The following is a 21,867-nucleotide window of genomic DNA, read 5'->3' as shown; positions in this document are numbered from 1 at the left end:
GTTAATCCTCGGTAATCCATGTACGAAGTAGCTTTGCAAATTCTTCTGGCTTATCTTTCGCCATCTTTTCAAGCTGCTTCCTTCTAAGCGTACCTTCGGTCTCTAGCTCCACATTGATATCTTCTATATCAAATACCTGTTGCTGTTCTTCAATAATAAGCTTTTCTTCATCAGCCTCTGCACGTCTTTTGTTTCTAATTAAACCAACGACAAGAAGTACTATAATTAGTAATAAAACTCCTCCAACAACGTATATCCACCAAGGTATTATGGAATTTGGTGATTCAAAATCACTTACTTTACCATTAAACGGCTGTACCGAAACGACTATTTTCTCGCTTAAGTCGGCCTCAGAGAGTGGACCTGCAGCTTCTTTGTCAATAGACGTTCGAATAATAGTTGCTAGAATTTGTTCAATATCATCTTGTAATTCTGCAGGCATGGAAGCTACATCATCTGCAACGGGAGGTTCCACCATCACTTGTATACCTATATCCCTTACTTTATAAGGACTCTCAATAATTTCTTTTCTGATACGATTTACTTCGTTATTTATCGTTTCTTCAATTTTTTCATAATCGCCGTTAGAGAATCCCCCCTCCATATAACCTGTTCCGTTATCTGTTGGGTCTTGTCCTTCAAGAATTCCACCCGTCACGGGCGCATTTCCAGTAAATGATTCAGTAATCCGCTGGACACTAAGCGCAATTCCTTCCATATTTTCCTCGTCGACTGGAGTGACTAATGATTCTTCTCTGTTCTCTTGTTTAAAATCAATGTCTGTCGTAACGGAAACTATGACTTTCTCTTGTCCCATCATCGTTCCAAGCATCATCTGAACTTGCCTTTGAATATCACGTTCTATCGACTTTTTAACAGCCATTTGATCTGTGATACTAGGACCAGTTAATTTATCGGCATCCGTTAAGTCGAAGTACTCTGAGTATTGATTCATAATAGATATGTCTTCTTTAGCAAGATTGGGTAAACTTTTCGACACTAGATTAAATAGCGCATTTATTTGCGGCTCGGTAAATTGATGCCCTGGGTTCGTCTTCAATACAATTGCCGCCGTCGCCTGCTGAACTGTGTCGTTTAAAAAAACACTTTGTGTAGGCAATGTCAACATTACATTGGCATCTTTAACCCCTTCAATGCCTTTTAGCATGTTCCCGAGTTCGTTTTGAAGTGCTGCAAGATTCATAACTCTAAACTCGTTATCGGTCATACCAAAACCTGATTTGTCTGTGATAAAAGAGTAGTCGATTGTTCCTGAGTTGGGAAAACCAGCAGCTGCCAGTGTAACGCGTAGTTCATCTGCACGTTTCTTAGGGACTAGTATCGATGTACCTCCCGGCGCAACTTTACTAGGTATACCTTGGCTATCCAACTGTTCTTTTATTCTGCCAATTTCAGCAGAGGACACGTCTTGATACAATGAAACATACTCTGTCCTTGATAAAAAAAATGTCAATATTCCTGCTATTATAAAAATAGACAGCAAAGATACGAGATATGTATTTTTTTGTTTTTTTGTTCGACTTAACCAAAACGTCATTACATCCGCTCTAGTCTTTGAAAATCTTTCATTCATCATAATCCTCCGGTCCGCTCCATAATTCAAGACTCAATACCTGTTTGAAGTTAGCCAATAAATTAAACAGGCATCCGAATGATTTCCTGATAAGCTTCAATAACTTTATTTCTCATTTCCATCGTAGCATTCAGACTAATTGAAGCTTTTTGTGCCGCAACCATTACTTCATGAAGGTCCACATTTTCTCCCATTACAAGCTTTTGCGTCAAAGTATCCGATTGTATTTGTTGTGTATTTACACTATTGAGTGCATCTTTTAAATATGCACCGAACTTTTGCTGAGCCTCATATGATGTTGGTTTCACTTGATTTTCAGAATTTGTTAAATTTGCGATAGGCAAACTATTTGAAAGTGATTGAATGGCCATTTAGCACAACTCCTTTTCTTTTGGATTCGTTATTTCCCAATTTCTAATGCCTTCATTAACATTGACTTGTTCGCATTGAGTACTGTTATATTCGCCTCATAAGATCTTGTAGCAGACATTAAATCAACCATTTCCCTAAGTGGGTCAACATTTGGCATAGCAACATAACCTTGCTCATTTGCATCGGGGTGTTCTGGATCGAAGACAAGTTTAAAAGGCGTGTCAGTATCTTCGCTGATTCGAGAAACCTCCACACCATTTCCTACAGAGTTTTTAGTTGTTTTTCCCATTGCTATATTTAACATGGATGAAAATTGGCCTTCACGAGGAGCAAATGAAACTACTTTGCGTCTGTAAGGTTGCCATTCCCCATCCACCATTTTCCCTCGAGTCGTATCGACATTTGCCATGTTAGATGAGATGACATCCATTCGGAGTCGTTGTGCAGTCAGAGCTGAAGTGGATATGTTTAAACTGTGGAATATAGAGATGATTAGCGACCTCCTTTAATTACATTTTGCAGAGAATTGAATTTCCCGTTTAGACGATCAACCACTGCATTGTAATAAATTTGGTTTGCAGCTAGATCAGCTTGTTGCTTATCCATGTCGACACCGTTACCATTATGTCGAAAGTTTAGATTTGAATAACTAAACGCGTTTGATTGTGTTCCTCGACTTTCAAAATCAATATGTCGACTATCCGTTTTATATGCTTGGAATTCATTCGCTTTAGTTGTTCGAAAGACATCTTGAAAGGTAACATTTTTCGCCTTATAATTTGGCGTGTCGATATTTGCTATATTTTGAGAGATGGCTTTCCCTTTCGTTGCGGAATAATTTAACCCACTTTCAAGAACTGAAATACTCTTACCGAAAAGATTCATGTTTCCACCTCATTTTCATTTTTTAAGTATAGCGAAATCCTTAACCTATACACTACCTATTTACACAGTACCTCTATTGTAGCGGATTTTGGAGAACTTTGTCTATCCTTATCAGACAATCTTATCTAGTTCTAACTCTCCTATTTCTATCGAACTATTACTCTTAATTTTTATTTGCATTACCTTTAGATTACTATTCATTTCTTATTGTTTATTAATAATATTACGTCATGCTTTAGGTATCTATTTTATAGCAGGGTCAGTACAAATTACCTTTTCCAAATACATATTACAGATTTGTGAACGCACTCCATAAGTAATAAATTTTCATCAAAAAAAATAGGCCATCTCAAAGTCGAAAATCAACTAATGAGAAGGCCTATTATACGTATCTTATGATTTTTGCTTTTCAAGTTCTTCTAGGAATTTATTGTTCAATACTTTGATGTAAGTACCTTTCATTCCTAACGAACGAGATTCAATAACTCCTGCACTTTCAAGTTTACGAAGCGCGTTAACAATTACAGAACGTGTAATACCTACACGATCGGCAATTTTCGATGCTACAAGTAAACCTTCATTGCCATCAAGTTCTTTAAAGATGTGTTCAATTGCTTCGTGCTCACTGTAAGAAAGTGAATTAATAGCCATTTGAACAACTGCTTTGCTTCGTGCTTCTACTTCAATAACTTCTGATTTTTCACGTAAAATTTCCATTCCAACTACAGTTGCACCATATTCAGCAAGAATAAGATCATCATCCTGGAAATCTTCAGACATTCTCGCAAGGATCAAAGTACCTAGACGTTCTCCCCCACCAATGATAGGTACAATTGTAGTTAAACCGTCTTTAAACAGTTCCTTATTTTCCTCTGGGAATGCAGAATAAACACTATCAATGTCCAAATTCGATGATGTTTCATTTACATCAAATAATCTTTTCGTGTAATCTTCCGGAAACTGACGCTCTTCGAACATTTTTTTCATGCGGTCATTTTCGATTTGTTGGTGTATTTCTACTCCTAGTAATTTACCTTTTCGGCTAACAATAAATGAGTTACACTCAATTACTCCACTTAACTTAGCTGCCATCTCTTTAAAATTAACTTGTTTTCCTGCAGATTCTTGTAGCATTGCGTTGATTTCACGTGTTCTAGCTAGTAATGTCATTATTTCTTCCTCCTCAAAATAGTTGCGATCATGTTATAAGAATATTCTAAAGGTTTTCAATCATTAAATAAACTAAAATGTTTTAGTTATAGTATAAATTGTGACAAATCTTTGTTTTTTGCGATATCTTGTAGTTTTTCGTCGACATATGTCGGTGTAATTTTTATCGTTGCAGGGCCGATTTCAGCAGCTTCGTAAGATAATTCCTCCAACAACTTTTCTAAAATCGTATGAAGACGTCTTGCACCAATATTTTCAGTATTATCGTTCACATCAAATGCAATTTCAGCAATTTTACTAATCGCTTCTTCTGTGAAATCAACTACAACATTTTCAGTAGCAAGCAACTTTTCGTACTGCCTGATTAGTGAGAAATCTGGTTCTTTCAAGATTCTTTCAAAATCAGCTTTGGAAAGTTTATCGAGTTCAACCCTTATTGGAAAACGACCTTGCAACTCAGGGATAATATCAGAAGGTTTAGCTGTATGAAAAGCTCCAGCCGCTATAAATAAAATATAATCTGTTTTAATCGTCCCGTATTTTGTCGAAACAGTAGAACCTTCTACAATTGGTAAAATATCGCGTTGTACACCTTCACGAGATACATCTGCAGAGGAACTACCACCACCACTACTGGCGATTTTATCCATTTCATCAAGGAATATAATTCCTGTCTGCTCTGTCAATTCTATTGCATGCCTTGCAATCTCATCATGGTCAATTAACTTATCAGCTTCTTCACTTTCAAGAAATGAACGTGCATCCTTCACTTTTAAGTTTCGCTGAGTAGTTTTTTTCGGCATCAGTGAGGAGATAGCATCTTGCATGTTTGCTCCCATCTGTTCCATACCCGACCCTTGAAAGGCATCATAGAGTGAAGGAGCTTGCGCAGTGACTTCTACCGTAATTGTCTCTTCTTCAAGTTCACCTAAGCGAAGTTTGTTCGCAATAGTAGATCGTTTTTCAGCCACTTCAGCTTCCGCAGCTTCATCCGGTTCCTCTTCTTCGGCTTTTTGACCAAAGAGCATTTCAAATGGATTTGGCATGCCGCCACTTTTCTTCTTTTTTGGAACAAGATAATCAACTATACGTTCTTCTGCCAATTTTGCAGCTTGTTCTTTGACGGATTCACGCTTTTCTTCTCTGACAATTCGAACCCCTGCCTCAACTAAATCCCTAATCATCGATTCGACATCTCTACCTACATAACCTACTTCAGTAAATTTGGTAGCCTCGACTTTAAGGAATGGAGCATTTACAAGCTTCGCAATTCGTCTTGCGATTTCAGTCTTCCCTACGCCTGTTGGTCCAATCATCAGAATATTTTTTGGAATAATTTCACTTTTCTCTTCGTCAGAGAGAAGACTTCTTCTATACCTATTCCGAATGGCAACTGAGACTGCTTTTTTTGCATTGTCTTGACCAATAATATATCGATCTAGATAAGCAGTTAATTCTTTAGGTGTATATTCATGCCTTTTTATCATTAGAGTACCTCCACAATAATCTGGTCATTTGTAAATACGCATATTTCAGCAGCTGTTTCTAAAGCAGCACGAGCAATCTCAGGTGCAGATAACGTATCAGCACTATACTTCTTGAGCGCACGACCTGCAGCGAGAGCGTAATGCCCTCCTGAGCCTATAGCAAGCACGCCATCATCGGGTTCAATAACTTCTCCTGTGCCCGAGACAAGCAACAACTGTTCACTATCCATGACAAGTAACATCGCCTCAAGTTTGCGCAGTATTCGATCTCCACGCCATTCTTTTGCAAGTTCTACTGCTGCACGCTGAAGATTGCCATTGTACTCCGTTAATTTGTCTTCAAATAACTCGTAAAGTGTAAATGCGTCTGCTACAGAACCTGCGAAACCAGCTAAGACCTTGCCGTTGAATAATCTGCGGACTTTCTTCGCAGTATGTTTCATGACGACTGAGTTGCCAACAGTCACTTGACCATCACCAGACATTGCACAAGCGCCATTATGACGAATTGCAAAGATTGTCGTTGCATGGAATTCCATAAAATCATCCTCCTTATGCCCTTGGGTGAGTATTCATATACGTTTTCCTTAAATGTTCCTTAGTTATATGTGTATATACTTGCGTCGAAGAAAGGTGTGCATGCCCTAAGAGTTCCTGAACTGTCCTCATATCCGCGCCGCTTGCAAGTAAATGTGTCGCAAACGAATGACGTATCATATGTGGATATATTTTTGAATGTAGTGAAGCCTGTTCAACCATTGCACTAAGTACATAACGCACGCCACGATCCGTGAGGGGATCTCCACGTAAATTAACGAATAACATTTCGTGTTCTTTACTTTTCATTAATTGGGGACGACTCAGCGTTCTATACGAATCAAGCGCCTGTTGGGCAAAACTTCCAAATGGGACGTAGCGCTCTTTTCTTCCTTTTCCCATTACTAATACAATTCCTAAATGATCGTCGATGTCGTTCATTTTTATCGATGTTAATTCACTTACACGAATACCAGTCGCATAGAGTAATTCGAGAATCGCACGGTCCCGAAGTGACTTCTTATCCTCACCTTCACAAGATGAAAATAATTGTTCCATTTCTTCTTCATAAAAAAAAGCAGGTAGTCGTTCTTCCTTTTTGGGATGATGAAGGGATCTAAAAGAAGCGTCATTAATTTGATATCTAGCATTAGCGAATCTGAAAAAGGAGCGTATAGAGGAAATTTTTCTAGAGATTGTATTCCTAGACAAACCATTATCGTATAATACCGTTACATAAAGCCTCGCTTCAGGATATGTAACCTCATTTAATTCAACAATTCCTTCTGTCTTTAAAAACAGAAGAAACTCATCTACATCTTTTTCATATTCTGCAACTGTTAATGGCGAAAAATTTCTCTCAAGTCTAACATATGCAATATATTCATTTCGGATAATTGAAGAGTCGATTCTCACACACTTCACTCCCATAAGGAAAAGCTTCTAAATTATACAAAATTCAGAAGCTTTCCGCAATCAAGATGATTAGCCTAATAGCGTGACCGATTTATCAACTTGTTCTATTATACAGACCTTTTTCCCACAGTAACTAGGCGTAGACAACAAATAATGCCCAAATTTCTTTCCGGTACTCGCCCATCGAATTGTGTCTAAAAAACAACACTACATATTTCGACAGCTGTAATGAAACAAACATACACGATATCGTTATTCAATTCGCGGTTAGACTCACAAATCTATTGTACGTCTTCCTTATAATCGCATTCTGTACATTGAACATGTACACCTTTTTTCGTTTTCTTCTCAACTAGACTATTATCACATTTCGGACACGGTCTTGCAACTGGTTTGTCCCATGAGACATACTCACACTCTGGGTATTGATCACAGCCGAAAAAGATTCTTCTAGTTTTACTTTTTCTTTCCACAACTTGGCCTTCTTTACAAGTTGGGCATGTGACACCAATCGGTTTAATGATTGCTTTTGTGTTTCGGCAATCTGGAAAGCCTGAACACGCCATGAATTTTCCATAACGGCCCAACTTATATACCATTGGCAATCCACATTTTTCACAATCTTCGCCTGCTGGTTCATCTTTGATTTCTATTTTTTCCATTTCAGCATCTGCAAATTCAACATGCTTCTCGAAATCTAAGTAGAAATCATCAATTACTTTTACCCACTTTTTGCTTCCTTCTTCTACCTCGTCAAGTTCACGTTCCATTTGCGCCGTGAATTCAACATCAATAATATTCGGGAAGTATTCATTTACAGCCTGGTGGACAATCCCCCCCAGTTCTGTAGGCATAAATCGTTTCGCATCAAGGACCACATACCCACGCTTTTGGATTGTGTCTAACGTTGGTGCAAAAGTAGAAGGTCTTCCTATTCCTAATTCTTCAAGCGTTCTTACAAGACGTGATTCTGTATATCTCGGCGGTGGTTGAGTGAAGTGCTGCTTAGGATCTATTTCTGCATACTTTACTTTTTCCCCTTCTTCTAAAGGAGGCAGAATCCGATCTTTCTCTTCTTCTTTGTCGTCGTCACCTTCGATATATACTTTCATAAACCCTTGAAACTTCACTTGGGAACCTGTAGACCTAAACATTACACCATTATTTACAAGGTCCACCGAAACGGTATCTAGTACCGCTGGCGCCATCTGACTCGCAAGGTAGCGTTCCCAGATTAGTTTATATAACCTTAATTGGTCGCGTGACAATACAGCTTTCATTGCAGCTGGTGGACGCATAACAGAGGTTGGACGGACAGCCTCATGAGCATCTTGTGTTTTTGTGTTTTTCTTCGCAACCGGTTTTGCTTTCGCTAAAAATTCTTCACCGTACATAGTTTCAATGAAGGATTTTGCTTCTTCATTCACAGTATCCGAAGTTCTTGTAGAATCTGTTCTCATGTACGTTATGAGACCTACGTTTCCTTCTTTACCAATATTAATCCCTTCATATAATTGCTGTGCAATCATCATTGTTTTTCGAGCTCGGAAGTTTAGTTTTCGAGCGGCTTCTTGTTGTAATGAAGAAGTAGTGAATGGAAGCGCAGGATTTCTTTTTCGTTCCTTTTTGACTACCTTATCAATGTCAAACGTATCTCCTTGTAACTTCCCAAGGACTTCATCGACTTGTTCCTTGTTCGACAACTTTACTTTTTTCTTACCTTCTCCGAAAAACGTCGCATCGAATTCAGATTTACCTTTTTGAATTCGAGCAGAAATACTCCAATATTCTTCCGGCTCAAACGCATTTATTTCATTTTCACGATCAATAATTAACCTCAAAGCTACGGACTGAACTCTTCCAGCGGATAAACCCTTCTTTACTTTTTTCCATAAAATCGGGCTGATATTATATCCAACTAATCTGTCAAGAATTCTTCTTGCTTGCTGCGAATCTACAAGATCCATATTAATAGGACGAGGATTCTTAAAGGATGCTTTAATCGCGTCTTTTGTAATTTCATTAAATACAACGCGACAATCCGATTCGATATCTACGCCTAACTGATTCGCTAAATGCCAAGCAATTGCTTCTCCTTCTCTGTCGGGGTCAGCCGCGAGATAGATTTTCTTGACTTTTTTCGCTTCTTTTTTTAACTCTTGAAGAATCGGACCTTTACCACGTATTGTAATATATTTAGGTTCATAGTTATTTTCAGTATCTACACCCATTTGACTTCGTGGTAAATCGCGTAAGTGCCCAAGCGAAGCTCGGACGATATATTTTTTCCCAAGATAGCGTTCAATTGTTTTCGCTTTTGCAGGGGACTCTACAATCACTAGAAAATCTGCCATTAAATTGTCCTCCTTATAGAGGTTCCGTATTTATTCCTAAAAAGAATATCTGTTGCAAAATGTATACTAGATTCTTTGAAAAAGCAAACTTTTCATCAATGTTGTGTGAATTCTTTCCGATTTACAAATGATTCGGTGATTTGAAAACCATTCCATAATGGCTTCGCACCTTCATCTATAAGCCTATTTGGTCCTGTAGATAGTTCGGATGTAACCGGACCAGGAACTGCATAGACATCTTTACCATGATCAAGTGCATGTTCAACTGTGCTCATGGTACCACTTTTATAAGTAGACTCGGTAACTACTATTGCGTCTGACAACCCACTAATGATACGGTTCCGCATTGGAAAAGTCCACCGTTCAGGCTTTACATAGGGAGGGTATTCCGTAATTAGGAGATGATTTGAAGCGATTTCCTTTGCTAATTTATGATTTTCTTTTGGATAAAGATGAAATAACCCATGTCCAAGTACAGCAATTGTTTTCCCACCATATCGAATAGCGGCATGATGAGCCATTGTGTCCGCTCCTTTTGCAAGCCCAGAAACGATTACTAGATTATTTTCCACAAGCGGGGGAACAATCAATGACATTGCCTCTTTTGAATAAGTTGTAGCTTTTCGTGACCCAATAATAGCCACTTTATAGTGTTCAACTAAATAATTAATATTTCCTTTGGAATAAAGAACGGCTGGGGGATCGACTTGCGTCAACAGTTGTTTTGGATATAAAGTGTGGGTAAATGGGATGGGGATAATTTGGTGTTGTTCATATAATTCTTCATACGGCGTTGTATGATTTTCAATTAGATTCGCCTTTATTTTCATTGCTTTCTCGTATGGAATCTTAAGTATTTCAGCAAGCTTTTTCACTGAATATAAATGAATACTTTCCAAGTTTGGATCCATTTCGTAAAGATTATTTAGGCGATTTGCGGGAACAGGAAATAAATAATGGAGCGCTAAAAGTCGCTTCTCTGCATCTGTTAGTTTCAATTTATGCCTCCTCTTTTTATGTAAAAAAGCAGCGTATCAAATAGATACGCCGCATTTTTTATATTAATGAGTTTTACACTGATCGTAAATACCTTGTTCTTTAATTACTTTAATTAGTGTTTCTCCGATTACTGATGGAGTATCAGCCGTTTGAACACCAGCTGCGTTTAACGCTTTAATTTTCTCAGCTGCAGTCCCTTTACCACCAGAGATAATTGCACCTGCGTGACCCATACGCTTACCTTCAGGAGCTGTTTGTCCACCGATGAAACCAACAACTGGCTTCTTCATGTTTGCAGCAATCCATTCAGCAGCTTCTTCTTCAGCAGTTCCGCCGATTTCACCAATCATAACAACTGCATATGTTTCAGGGTCTTCGTTGAATTCTTTAAGAACGTCAATGAAGTTTGTCCCGTTAACAGGGTCTCCACCGATACCAACAGCAGTCGTTTGACCGATTCCTGCTTGTGATAACTGATGAACTGCTTCATATGTTAGCGTACCTGAACGAGATACAACACCTACGTGACCTTTTGTATGAATGTATCCTGGCATAATACCAATCTTACACTCGTCAGATGTGATAACACCTGGACAGTTTGGTCCCATTAGACGTGTATGTCTTCCAACCATATAGCGCTTCACTTTAACCATATCCAAGATCGGAATATGCTCAGTGATACAGATAGCCATATCAAGGTCAGCATCTACAGCTTCCATGATTGCGTCTGCTGCAAATGGTGCTGGTACATAAATTACTGAAACGTTTGCACCAGTCGCTTTTACTGCTTCTTCAACTGTGTTGAAAACAGGAACACCTTCTACTTCAGTACCGCCTTTACCCGGAGTAACGCCCGCAACAATTTTCGTTCCGTAGTCAAGCATTTCTTTCGTATGGAAAAGCGCTGTTGCGCCGGTAATTCCTTGTACGATAACTTTTGTATCTTTATTAATATAAATACTCATCGTTTGTCCCTGCCTTTCTTAGCCTACGAGTTCAACAATCTTTTGTGCACCATCCGCCATTGATCCAGCAGCGATGATATTAAGTCCTGATTCATTCAATAATGCTTTACCTTTATCAACGTTAGTACCCTCAAGACGTACAACTAGTGGTACTTGAAGACCAACCTCTTTAGCAGCAGCGATTACGCCTTCTGCAATAACATCACACTTCATAATTCCGCCGAAGATGTTAACGAAAATCCCTTTAACAGCCTCATCAGATAAAATGATTTTGAATGCTTCTGTAACTTTTTCAGCAGTCGCACCGCCCCCAACGTCAAGGAAGTTTGCGGGTGATCCGCCGTAATAGTTAATGGTATCCATCGTAGCCATTGCTAATCCTGCTCCGTTAACCATACAACCGATATTTCCGTCTAATGAAATATAACTTAAGTCATATTTCGACGCTTCGATTTCTTTTGGATCTTCTTCGTCGAAATCACGTAGCTCAACGATGTCCTTATGACGGAAAAGCGCACTTTCGTCAAAGTTAAACTTAGCATCGAGCGCTAAAAGTCCACCTTCAGCTGTAACAGCTAATGGGTTAATTTCAACTGTAGATGCGTCTTTTTCAATGAATACTTTGTAAAGACCAGACATGAACTTCACTGCTTGGTTTACAAGTTTCGTAGGGATATTCATGTTAAATGCCATACGACGAGCTTGGAATCCAGTTAATCCAACTACTGGATCAATGATTTCTTTGAAGATTTTTTCTGGCGTAGCTTCAGCAACTGCTTCAATATCTACTCCACCTTCTTCAGAACCCATCAATGTTACACGGTCTGTTGCGCTATCGAGAACAAGACCAATATAGTATTCCTTCTCGATATTTGACCCTTCTTCGATAAGAAGTCGCTTAACTTCTTTACCTTCAGGACCTGTTTGCTCTGTTACAAGAATCTTACCAAGCAATTCTTTTGCATAAGCTTGAACTTCATCAAAAGTTTTTGCAATTTTGACTCCGCCTGCTTTACCTCGTCCACCTGCATGGATTTGTGCTTTTACAACGTATACACCTGGTGTAAGTTGTTTCGCGGCTTTAACAGCCTCTTCAGGAGAAAATGCAACTATTCCTGTAGAAACAGCTACCCCGTAATCTCTTAACAACTGCTTGCCTTGATACTCATGGATATTCATCTTACATCCTCCAATCGAACTTGTAACTCTATTATTTAGTGCCTTATCCATTGTAATAAAGATGTCACACAATGTCTACACTTGTATCTTATATGTCGAAAAATGCATCACGTTACTTTGTCGTTTTCCTAAGAGCGTGTTCTTTATCGACATGATAAATATAGGCAAACACTTCTGATACTGCTTTATATAATTCTTCAGGTATTGATTCATCAATGTTTAGTTGCCCCAGTATTTCTATTAAGCTAGGGTCTTCTTGAATCGGTATATCGTATTTCTTTGCTTTTTCCATAATGTTTTCTGCAATCTTTCCTTTTCCCTTTGCAACGACCTTTGGCGCATTGTTTGAACTCGGATCATAGGAAAGTGCGACCGCCTCTTTACGTATATGCCGTTCATTTTTCATATGCGAAAATCCACTCCTTGATCGCTCACTACCCCTTGATTCCTTGTTGTCTCAATAACCTGCTCTTCTTGGTACTCTTTGAAAAACACACCTGATAGTTTATAGCCCGTAGCTTCCAAACCTTTTTTCAATGATTCTTGAATTGGCAAACCGATTACTTTTAAGTTTGCGTCTGCGTTAAAGATAGTCACAGTCACTATCCGATTTTGTACTTGCATATCGATAATTGTCTGATTTAGTGAATGTAGATCCAAATAGAAAAGAATTCTGGCAAAATCCGAGTCAATTTTACCATCCTCTTTCATTCTACCGGTCCATTGCAAAGTCGCGTCAATACGTTTCCCGAAAAAATCCAAGGGAACTTGCATAACTAGTTGATGTTGAACGCCTGTTTCTCCTGATGCCAAAAGCGGACCATTCAGCCTAGTAACAACGACCTCTGCACTGTCTCTTACCGCTTGTGATACTGAGCTATCATGCATCAAAGCTATCAACTGAGGCTTCAATGAATCCGTGAGTTGTGTGAGGTTAGCATCCCTATTCAACATTCCTGCCTCGTAATTCATACCTAGCGATCGTACAACCAACTGAATCGCTTCCTTAACTGCATTACCGTCTATTGCAGTTGCGACTGCCACCTCAGCGTTTCGTACTTGCGCCTGGATAACAGGATTGTTAGACTGCTCCGCGTTGCGAACTAATAAGGCTAATTTTTCAAGTACTGCAGGTTGATTCTGCTGGGCAATTAAGCGAAGAAGTTGGTCCCCCGTTTCTCTTTGCTGCGTTACATGTGCGAACGGTGAAGCGATTACATTCTCCGCAGTAATCCGGGCGAGCGCTTGTCCAAAATCGCGAACAAATTGAGTAGTACTTGATGCGCGATCAATAAGCGAATTAAGTATTTCCTTATTTCCAGGACTATTAGTCGTATCAGATGCAATCAATCCTGTCATCTGAGAACGCAACCCCTTTACTGTACTTTCCGGAGCTACACTTATTTCCTTTAACAACGATTGCATATTTGAGTGCTTTGCATCCGCTAGCGCACTTCCTTCTGTCAAAAGTGCTGTTAAAATTTGTTGAACATTGGCTAATGATGCTTGTTGAGGTAGAAGGTTTGCACTCTTTAATAATTGAACGGATGCAAAGCGTGAATCGACACTTTCTGTCGGATTCAGCAACGTCAATAAAGATTGACTAAGGATCATTCTACCTGTCGCCTCAACAAATGGTTTATCAACATTACCAAGCGACGCAAGTATCGATTCTTTCAGTTGCAAAGGTATCGACGTGTCTTTTCCCAATTGGAGTTTCAGTGCATTTAGCACTGTATGTAACCCTTCTTTTGATTCGACACCAATTAGGGAGCGGAAAACTGTTTCTGATAGTGGCAATTTTAGTTCGATTATTTTCTCTAAAGTAGAGAGAGCTTCCGCACGTGATGATGGCGGAACCGTTTTTAATAACATCTCGGCTTGCAGTAGCGCTTCTCTTGTAATTGGAGTTTTATTTTTAAGAACGAACGAAAGAAGTTCCTTCATTTCCGTTGATTTAGGTAATTGCATCGCATCCATTAGTCTCGTTAACTGGCGCGGTTGTGCTTCCGATGATTCTAATGGACCAGATATAATCTTTAGCTGCAATTCAGGTTTGACAGAATTCACTTGAAAATAGTATGAATCGCCTGCTTTCATCGGGACTTCAAGCTTCGCATGTAATTTTTGGTTACCAATTTGAATTTCTGCCATTTGTCCAGGAAACAACTGTTTAATCTGACCATGAATCATTTGCCCTTCTTTCAAAACAAGAGGTCCACCACCGGTCGTCACAGGCATATTTATTGAAGCGTTGGACAATGTGGGAAAGCTCAATCTACATACCCCTTTCAATCAGTAGTGACTTAATTGGTTCAAAACTTTTCCGATGATGTATACACGGACCAAATTCAGCCAACGCATCTAAATGTTCAGCCGTTCCGTATCCAGCATTTTTAGCGAAATTGTATACAGGATATTGCAGATGTAACTCATCCATTATTGTATCCCTTGTTGTTTTCGCCAATATAGATGCAGCTGCAACTGCCAAACTCTTCGCATCTCCCTTCACAACCGAAGCTGTTTTACAGTTTACATTTAGACTCATAGCATCCGCAATTACAAAATCAGGTTGGACATCAAGCGATTTCACAGCGGTTTCCATCGACTCTTTGGTTGCTGCATATATATTTAATGACTCTATTTGTTCAATTGGCTGAATATGTATTGAATAAGCAATCGCTACTTTCCGAATTTCCTCAGCAAATTGCTCTCTATTAACTTTCGATATAGCTTTAGAATCATCTAACCCTATAAGTTCTGGCACATCCTCTGGCAGAATCACGACTGCCGTCACCAGAGGCCCCGCTAACGGACCGCGCCCAGCTTCATCCACTCCCGCAACAAAAGCACCCTCATGCGGCGCATAGGACCTGTCAAACGATATTTTAGCTTCGTGCTCTTTCTTAATCAGATCTCTTTTGGTATATTGGCGTTGCCATCTAGCAAGGGCATTTTTTACGCCTGCTCGAGCATCGTGAATGAGTTCATCCATCCATGGTTCATGTTCGATTGTATTTTGTAATTTATCTGAGATTTCCTTAACTGTTTTCATGTCAATCACCCTTCATGCAATCTCGATTTAACCAATCCAATCCCTTACCCATTATATCGGTAACGAAAGGACTTTTTAGACCCTTATAATATAAAAGACCGATTACCTGGGGATTTTTCTCCATAGGCATCGGTCAATTCAATTTATGAAAACTAGTCAACAAAGTCAAACGTTAGTTTCCCCAGAAGCTCGCTTCGAATTTCTCGAACAACAAGTTCGGATACTTTGTCAAAATCAATTTCATTACCTGTTGTATAAACATTTCGACGTTCACCAATCGTTGTTAAAACATCAATAACACTCATGCTTTCGACTGAAGTTAAATTATATCTTTCCTGAAGACGATTTGGATAATGAGCTTCAAGAAAACTGAGTCCGTATACTGCAAGGTCTTCCATATTTAGTAACGTATCTTTAATTGCACCTGTCAAAGCGAGTTTATATCCAGCTTCTTTATCTTCAAATTTAGGCCAAAGGATTCCGGGCGTATCCAATAACTCAAGTTCTTTACCGAACTTTATCCACTGTTGCGCTTTTGTTACGCCTGGAGAATTGCCCGTTTTAGCGATGTTCTTTTTCGCTAGACGATTGATTAGTGTTGATTTACCAACGTTAGGAATTCCGACAATCATCGCTCGAATCGCACCAGGTCTTATGCCCCTTGAACGCATTCGCGCCAATTTAGGTTCCAGCACTTCTTTTGCAGCTTTCATTACAGATTGCATACCTTTTCCTTCGAATGAATTGATGGCGATTGCTCGCATCTCTCGTTCTTCAAAGTATTGAAGCCATTTCTTCGTTTCTTTATCATCCGCAAGGTCCATTTTATTTAAAATCAGTAGTCTTGGCTTTTGATTGATTACCTCATCAATCATTGGATTTCTTGAAGATAGTGGTAGACGTGCATCGATTAATTCAAATACAATATCTACTAGCTTTAGTTTTTCTGTTACTTCCCTACGTGCTTTCGCCATATGTCCAGGGAACCATTGAATTGTCATATTCTTATCCCCTTCCGTCATTTGACGATACCGAAATCTTTTATCGGCCAGAAGATCAAGTTTGAGTTGCCAATAATCTCGTCTATCGATACTGCTCCGATATGTCTAGAGTCCTTGCTTTTTCTTCGATTATCTCCCATGACAAACACGTATCCCTCAGGAACTGTCTGGCTTTGAATTTTATCTTCAAGTTTGAAGTCTTCAGTCAGGGGAGCGTCGGGTATTTCCGCTTTGTATTGATCCAAATACGGCTCCGGAAAAGGTTCTCCGTTTACATACAACATATCATCTATATATTCAATTTCATCGCCTGGTAACCCAATGACACGTTTAATATAATCCTTTTGTACTTCCGCATGGAAAACAACTATGTCAAACCGTTTAGGCTCTCCAATCGTGTATCCAATTTTATTGACAACCATTCGGTCACCATCAGCAAGTGTCGGCATCATGGATATTCCGTCTACGACAATCGGCGTAAATAGAAATACTCGAATAATCGCAGCGAGTCCAAAAGCGATTAGGAGTGCTTTAATCCATTCCCACGTTTCGTTTTTAGTCTTTTTTTCTTCCATAACTAGAGCCCCCCACATCGTACTTCTCTTATTGTACAGTCTATTCAATTTTGAGGCAAAAAGAAAGGAGGCCTCTTGTTGATGGCCTCCGGATCTCTCGCAAGCTGAACGAGCGCTTACGCATTTATTATCTTCTGATTTCTTTAATACGTGCAGCTTTACCGCGCAGGCTACGTAGGTAGTACAATTTAGCACGACGTACTTTACCGCGACGTACAACATCAAGTTTTACAATTTTCGGCGTGTGTACAGGGAATGTACGCTCAACACCTACACCATTAGAGATTTTACGAACCGTGAACGTTTCGCTAATTCCTCCACCGCGGCGTTGAATAACTACACCTTCAAAGAGTTGAATACGCTCGCGCGTTCCCTCAACAACTTTTACGTGTAAAGTAACTGTGTCTCCTGGACGAAATTCTGGGTGATCAGTACGAAGCTGATCTTGAGTAATTGCTGTGATAATATTTTGCATGTTTTTCTCTCCTTATCCGCAGATGCTCTTGCATACAATTCGTCGCAGCGGAACATCGGTCAGTATGTACTTCTTTCACATAGAAGTACATAGAAGATGTTATCACAATACAGACATTCATGCAAGATACATTTCTTATTTATTTTCTCTTTCTAACTTAGCAAGTAGTTTACGTTGATGATCGGTAAGCGGAGCATTTACGAGCAAATCTTTTCTTCTGTTATACGTACGTATAAGAGATTGCTCTTCACGCCATTGATCAATTTTTGCATGATTCCCCGAAAGAAGAACTGCCGGAACTTCCATGCCTTTAAAAGAAGCGGGGCGTGTGTATTGAGGATGCTCGAGAAGACCTGTTGAAAATGAATCCAACACAGGTGAATCCACATTTCCAAGTACGTTCGGTAAGAGTCGAACTACACTATCAATGATAGCCATCGATGCGATCTCTCCACCTGTCAGCACAAAGTCACCTAATGATAACTCGTCCGTAACTAACACTTCACGAATGCGTTCATCGTATCCCTCATAATGACCACAAATGAAAACCAAATGTTCTTCAGCTGCAAGTTCTTCTGCTTTCTTTTGCGTAAATCGCTCCCCTTGGGGACACATGAGAATGACACGTGGTTTTTTTTCTGTTTCACTTGTTATAGCTTCTACAGCAGCAAAAAGCGGCTCAGGTTTTAGTACCATTCCTGCTCCTCCACCATAAGGATAGTCGTCCACTTTATGGTGTTTATCGGTGGAGTAATCACGAAAATCTGTCACATTAAAATTTACAGCTTCATTTACTTGTGCTTTTTTCATAATCGATGAATGAAGAACTCCCTCAAACATTTCTGGAAATAATGAAAGGACATCAATTTTCATCATGAAAGCAATCCTTCAATCGGATCAATTTTAACTTTTTTATTGTCTATGTCAATTTCTTTTACTACATCTTCAATATAAGGTATATATTGCGCTTTCCCTTTTTCCGGTGTTACAGTCCATACATCATTTGCGCCTGTTTCTAAAATATCGGTAATTTTACCAATAACTACGTCGTCCATTGTAACAACAGTACATCCCAATATTTCGTGATAATAAAATTCACCTTCATCAAGTTCTTCTAACTGATTTTCTGAAATCTTTATGATGCCGTCCCTGTATTTTTCAACGTCTGTCAAATTGGGATGATTTTCAAATGTTAATAAATCGAAATTTTTATGTTGTCTATGCGTTGCCACTACTAAGTAGATTGGCTTTGGATTATCGGGCATAAAAAGTGCTAGCTTATTCCCGATTGCGTAGCGTTCTTCTCTAAAATCAGTATACGAAACAACGCGTACTTCACCCTTGATACCGTGCGTATTCACAATCTTACCGACATTATACCAATTCATCGATTCCACCATCCTTTTTTGAATAAGCTCTGTTAAATAATAATGTTGATAAAGCTTATTACACAATAGTGCTGTTGATTTCCGTTTCAGACCCGAAGTGCGGAAAGATAAAGCCCAATCTTTCCTTGACGCGTTCCGGAGGGCAGGCGGTGGACCAACCCGTTGTTGTTTCACCTGACCCGCTGTCCTCCCGGAGTCGCCGTCTTCCACTTCAATCAACTGGCAAGTGTACAAATGTCTCTTGTCCCATTACCCCGACGCCTCTAACCTTGAATCCACACGATCCAGCGCAGAAGCGACAAGTGTGAGCCGAAGTAGTAAGACCGACAGGGAACTTTCTGACGGGCTTACTACGGGAGGCCATCACCAAGCGACGAAGCGACATTTTTCACGCGTTCCTCTCCACTTGAAAAAGAGTGTACAAATTCTTTATCTACTATCAACAGAGTTATTTTACATAGTCTTTGAATAAGAAAAGGAAGGAACATGAGCTCCTTCCTTTTCTTTGTCAATCTACAATATCGACATATACTTTTTTTCCGTGGTGACTGCCTGCTGCCGAATAAACAATAGTGCGGATTGCTTTTGCAACGCGTCCTTGCTTTCCAATTACTTTGCCCATATCTTCGGCATTTACAGAAAGTTTATACGTAACTCTGCTTTCCTGTTCATTCATCTCTACCCGGACATCATCCGGATAATCGACTAACGGTTTAACAATTGTTTCGACCAGCTGCTTCATGTACACCCCTCCTGATTACTTACCGTGTTTAGCGTTATGGAATTTTTCCATGATACCTTGGTCAGAAAACAGGTTGCGGACTGTGTCAGAAGGTTGAGCACCGTTCTGAAGCCATTTGAGCGCTAGCTCTTCATCAATTTTTAACTCTGCAGGCTTTGCAACTGGGTTATAAGTTCCTACAGTTACGATTTGACGACCATCACGTGGTGATCTTGAATCTGCTACAACAATACGATAGAAAGGAGATCTCTTTGCTCCCATACGTTTAAGACGAATTTTTACTGCCATTTTTAATTGCACCTCCGAATAGTTTCACACAAGATATTATATTATCAAGGTTTTGTTTGTTTGTAAAGTGTTTTTTCTTAACACCCTAAAATTAATTATATTTAACTCCGTATTTCACTTGAAAAATGCGTCTAAACCAGGCATTTTGGATTTCTTTTTACCTTTGCCTTGCATGTTAGACATTTGTTTAACCATTTTCTTCATATCTTCAAATTGCTTAAGCAAGCGATTGACGTCCTGTATCGTTGTCCCAGATCCTTTAGCAATTCGTTTGCGACGATTTGCGTTGATGATTTCTGGTGATACACGTTCTGTCGGTGTCATCGATTGGATGACTGCTTCAACGCGGGACATTTGCCCTTCATCAACTTTAGCATTTTCAAGGCCTTTGATTTTTCCGGCACCTGGCATCATTTTAAGCAATTCATCTAGAGGCCCCATTTTCTTTACTTGTTGCAACTGATCCAGAAAATCATCGAGAGTGAACGATTGTGTACGGAACTTTTCTTCGAGTTCCTTCGCTTTTTCTTCATCAACATTTTCTTGTGCCTTTTCGATGAGGGACATAACGTCACCCATGCCAAGAATTCTTGAGGCCATTCGCTCAGGATGAAAAGGTTCTAACTCATCCATTTTTTCTCCCATACCGACAAATTTAATTGGTTTATCAGTTACGGATCGAATTGAAAGCGCAGCACCACCACGCGTATCTCCGTCAAGTTTTGTTAGAATGACGCCTGTAATTCCAACTGTTTCGTTAAAGTTTTTCGCAACATTAACCGCATCTTGACCTGTCATCGCGTCAACGACTAGAAATACCTCGTCCGGGCTTGTTAGGTCCCTAATGTCTGCTAGTTCCTGCATGAGCTCCTCGTCCACGTGGAGACGTCCTGCAGTATCGATAATGAGAACATCATTATGTTCCTTTTCCGCTTCAACAAGAGCCTGCTTGACGATCTCAACAGGTGAAATATCTGTCCCCTTTGAAAATACAGGAATAGTTAGTTGCTTCCCAATTGTTTCAAGTTGCTGTATTGCAGCTGGACGATAAACATCTGCTGCGACCAGAAGTGGGCTCTTGTTGTGGCGTTTCCGTAGAAGTGCTGAGAGCTTCCCAGTAGTCGTCGTTTTTCCTGCACCTTGCAAACCAACCATCATAATAATCGTTGGCGCTTTTCTCGCAAATTGGATTTGGGATTGTTCCACACCCATTAGATTCGTTAGTTCGTCTTTAACAATTTTCACAACTTGCTGTCCAGGGGTTAAACTTTTCATAACCTCTTGTCCAACAGCGCGTTCGCTAACTGTTTTAACAAACTCTTTAACAACTTTTAAGTTAACATCCGCTTCGATAAGGGCGAAGCGAACTTCACGCATCATTTCTTTGACGTCAGCTTCGTTTATTAACCCTTTACCCTTAATCTTCTGAAGTGTACCTTGCAGCCGCTCGGCTAACCCTTCAAACGCCATGCTTGTCGCCTCCTAATCAAATTCTTTTAATGCGACCAACAAGTTTTTCATCTTTTCCGATTGCTCGTCAGTACCAGTTATTAATTCTTCTAACTTCTCAACAATGATCATACGCTCTTGAAATTTTGTGAATAAATTTAATTTAACTTCATAACTTTCAAGCATCATTTCAGTTCTACGAACGTTATCATAAACCGCTTGCCTTGATACTCCAAATTCCCCGGCAATTTCTCCTAGGGAGTGATCCTCTAGGTAATATAAATTCATGTAAAGTCTTTGTTTATCAGTCAATAGCGATTGATAAAAATCAAAGAGGAAGTTTATGCGTGTTGTTTTTAATAGCGCCATCCGTTTTCCCCCTTAATTGACTTCTATAACTGACATCATAGTATGAAGGCGAAAAGCCGTCAAGTGAT

General features: G+C 39.5%; 24 protein-coding genes. All 24 read right to left on the bottom strand.

Annotated features, from left to right (window positions below):
* Position 1 precedes the first annotated feature (1 nt).
* A complete protein-coding gene (fliF, locus tag ACXYMX_RS02210; RefSeq protein ID WP_459042578.1) occupies positions 2 to 1,594 on the bottom strand; it encodes a flagellar basal-body MS-ring/collar protein FliF in 1,593 nt (530 codons plus the stop codon).
* Between the two features lie 62 nt (positions 1,595 to 1,656).
* Positions 1,657 to 1,965: a flagellar hook-basal body complex protein FliE gene (fliE, locus tag ACXYMX_RS02205; protein ID WP_459042577.1), complete on the bottom strand. Its 309-nt coding sequence runs from the start codon at positions 1,963 to 1,965 to the stop codon at positions 1,657 to 1,659.
* A gap of 29 nt (positions 1,966 to 1,994) precedes the next feature.
* The gene (gene flgC / locus ACXYMX_RS02200; protein WP_459042675.1) at positions 1,995 to 2,456 is read right to left on the bottom strand and encodes a flagellar basal body rod protein FlgC; all 462 of its coding nucleotides are present in this window, start codon (positions 2,454 to 2,456) and stop codon (positions 1,995 to 1,997) included.
* 2 nt (positions 2,457 to 2,458) lie between these two features.
* A complete protein-coding gene (gene flgB / locus ACXYMX_RS02195; RefSeq protein ID WP_459042576.1) occupies positions 2,459 to 2,851 on the bottom strand; it encodes a flagellar basal body rod protein FlgB in 393 nt (130 codons plus the stop codon).
* 393 nt (positions 2,852 to 3,244) lie between these two features.
* On the bottom strand, positions 3,245 to 4,021 hold the full coding sequence (gene codY / locus ACXYMX_RS02190) for a GTP-sensing pleiotropic transcriptional regulator CodY (RefSeq protein ID WP_459042575.1): 777 nt from the start codon (positions 4,019 to 4,021) through the stop codon (positions 3,245 to 3,247).
* Positions 4,022 to 4,107: 86 nt separating this feature from the next.
* Positions 4,108 to 5,505, bottom strand: a complete 1,398-nt coding sequence (gene hslU / locus ACXYMX_RS02185) for an ATP-dependent protease ATPase subunit HslU (protein WP_459042674.1) — start codon at positions 5,503 to 5,505, stop codon at positions 4,108 to 4,110.
* Positions 5,506 to 5,507: 2 nt separating this feature from the next.
* Complete coding sequence (hslV, locus tag ACXYMX_RS02180; protein ID WP_459042574.1) at positions 5,508 to 6,047, bottom strand: ATP-dependent protease subunit HslV; 540 nt, start codon at positions 6,045 to 6,047, stop codon at positions 5,508 to 5,510.
* Between the two features lie 13 nt (positions 6,048 to 6,060).
* A complete protein-coding gene (gene xerC / locus ACXYMX_RS02175) occupies positions 6,061 to 6,960 on the bottom strand; it encodes a tyrosine recombinase XerC (protein ID WP_459042573.1) in 900 nt (299 codons plus the stop codon).
* A 281-nt stretch (positions 6,961 to 7,241) separates the two neighbouring features.
* Complete coding sequence (gene topA, locus ACXYMX_RS02170; RefSeq protein ID WP_459042572.1) at positions 7,242 to 9,314, bottom strand: type I DNA topoisomerase; 2,073 nt, start codon at positions 9,312 to 9,314, stop codon at positions 7,242 to 7,244.
* Between the two features lie 95 nt (positions 9,315 to 9,409).
* A complete protein-coding gene (dprA, locus tag ACXYMX_RS02165; RefSeq protein WP_459042571.1) occupies positions 9,410 to 10,312 on the bottom strand; it encodes a DNA-processing protein DprA in 903 nt (300 codons plus the stop codon).
* 63 nt (positions 10,313 to 10,375) lie between these two features.
* Positions 10,376 to 11,278: a succinate--CoA ligase subunit alpha gene (gene sucD, locus ACXYMX_RS02160; protein ID WP_459042570.1), complete on the bottom strand. Its 903-nt coding sequence runs from the start codon at positions 11,276 to 11,278 to the stop codon at positions 10,376 to 10,378.
* Positions 11,279 to 11,296: 18 nt separating this feature from the next.
* Complete coding sequence (gene sucC / locus ACXYMX_RS02155; RefSeq protein ID WP_459042569.1) at positions 11,297 to 12,457, bottom strand: ADP-forming succinate--CoA ligase subunit beta; 1,161 nt, start codon at positions 12,455 to 12,457, stop codon at positions 11,297 to 11,299.
* Positions 12,458 to 12,569: 112 nt separating this feature from the next.
* The gene (locus ACXYMX_RS02150) at positions 12,570 to 12,863 is read right to left on the bottom strand and encodes a FlhB-like flagellar biosynthesis protein (RefSeq protein ID WP_459042568.1); all 294 of its coding nucleotides are present in this window, start codon (positions 12,861 to 12,863) and stop codon (positions 12,570 to 12,572) included.
* Entirely contained in the window at positions 12,860 to 14,734 is a 1,875-nt protein-coding gene (locus ACXYMX_RS02145) for a hypothetical protein (protein ID WP_459042567.1), read from the bottom strand. Before ACXYMX_RS02145 ends, ACXYMX_RS02150 begins: the two co-directional genes overlap by 4 nt.
* A 1-nt stretch (position 14,735) precedes the next feature.
* Complete coding sequence (locus ACXYMX_RS02140; RefSeq protein ID WP_459042566.1) at positions 14,736 to 15,512, bottom strand: ribonuclease HII; 777 nt, start codon at positions 15,510 to 15,512, stop codon at positions 14,736 to 14,738.
* 152 nt (positions 15,513 to 15,664) lie between these two features.
* On the bottom strand, positions 15,665 to 16,513 hold the full coding sequence (ylqF, locus tag ACXYMX_RS02135; protein WP_459042565.1) for a ribosome biogenesis GTPase YlqF: 849 nt from the start codon (positions 16,511 to 16,513) through the stop codon (positions 15,665 to 15,667).
* Positions 16,514 to 16,530: 17 nt separating this feature from the next.
* The gene (gene lepB / locus ACXYMX_RS02130; RefSeq protein WP_459042564.1) at positions 16,531 to 17,088 is read right to left on the bottom strand and encodes a signal peptidase I; all 558 of its coding nucleotides are present in this window, start codon (positions 17,086 to 17,088) and stop codon (positions 16,531 to 16,533) included.
* A gap of 127 nt (positions 17,089 to 17,215) precedes the next feature.
* Entirely contained in the window at positions 17,216 to 17,563 is a 348-nt protein-coding gene (rplS, locus tag ACXYMX_RS02125; RefSeq protein ID WP_459042563.1) for a 50S ribosomal protein L19, read from the bottom strand.
* Positions 17,564 to 17,698: 135 nt separating this feature from the next.
* Positions 17,699 to 18,436: a tRNA (guanosine(37)-N1)-methyltransferase TrmD gene (gene trmD, locus ACXYMX_RS02120; RefSeq protein WP_459042673.1), complete on the bottom strand. Its 738-nt coding sequence runs from the start codon at positions 18,434 to 18,436 to the stop codon at positions 17,699 to 17,701.
* Complete coding sequence (gene rimM, locus ACXYMX_RS02115) at positions 18,436 to 18,951, bottom strand: ribosome maturation factor RimM (protein ID WP_459042562.1); 516 nt, start codon at positions 18,949 to 18,951, stop codon at positions 18,436 to 18,438. The genes trmD and rimM overlap by 1 nt, the downstream gene beginning before the upstream one ends.
* Before the next feature lie 508 nt (positions 18,952 to 19,459).
* On the bottom strand, positions 19,460 to 19,693 hold the full coding sequence (locus tag ACXYMX_RS02110) for a KH domain-containing protein (RefSeq protein ID WP_459042561.1): 234 nt from the start codon (positions 19,691 to 19,693) through the stop codon (positions 19,460 to 19,462).
* A 15-nt stretch (positions 19,694 to 19,708) separates the two neighbouring features.
* Positions 19,709 to 19,981, bottom strand: coding sequence for a 30S ribosomal protein S16 (gene rpsP / locus ACXYMX_RS02105; protein WP_459042560.1), 273 nt, complete (start codon positions 19,979 to 19,981; stop codon positions 19,709 to 19,711).
* Between the two features lie 114 nt (positions 19,982 to 20,095).
* The gene (gene ffh / locus ACXYMX_RS02100; protein ID WP_459042559.1) at positions 20,096 to 21,451 is read right to left on the bottom strand and encodes a signal recognition particle protein; all 1,356 of its coding nucleotides are present in this window, start codon (positions 21,449 to 21,451) and stop codon (positions 20,096 to 20,098) included.
* A gap of 12 nt (positions 21,452 to 21,463) precedes the next feature.
* Positions 21,464 to 21,799 carry a putative DNA-binding protein gene (locus tag ACXYMX_RS02095; RefSeq protein WP_459042558.1) on the bottom strand — a complete coding sequence of 112 codons (336 nt, stop codon included), beginning with the start codon at positions 21,797 to 21,799 and terminating at the stop codon, positions 21,464 to 21,466.
* Positions 21,800 to 21,867: the final 68 nt, after the last annotated feature.

The sequence above is a fragment of the Sporosarcina sp. CAU 1771 genome, assembly GCF_054482775.1.
This window is presented reverse-complemented; position numbering and strand designations above follow the sequence as displayed.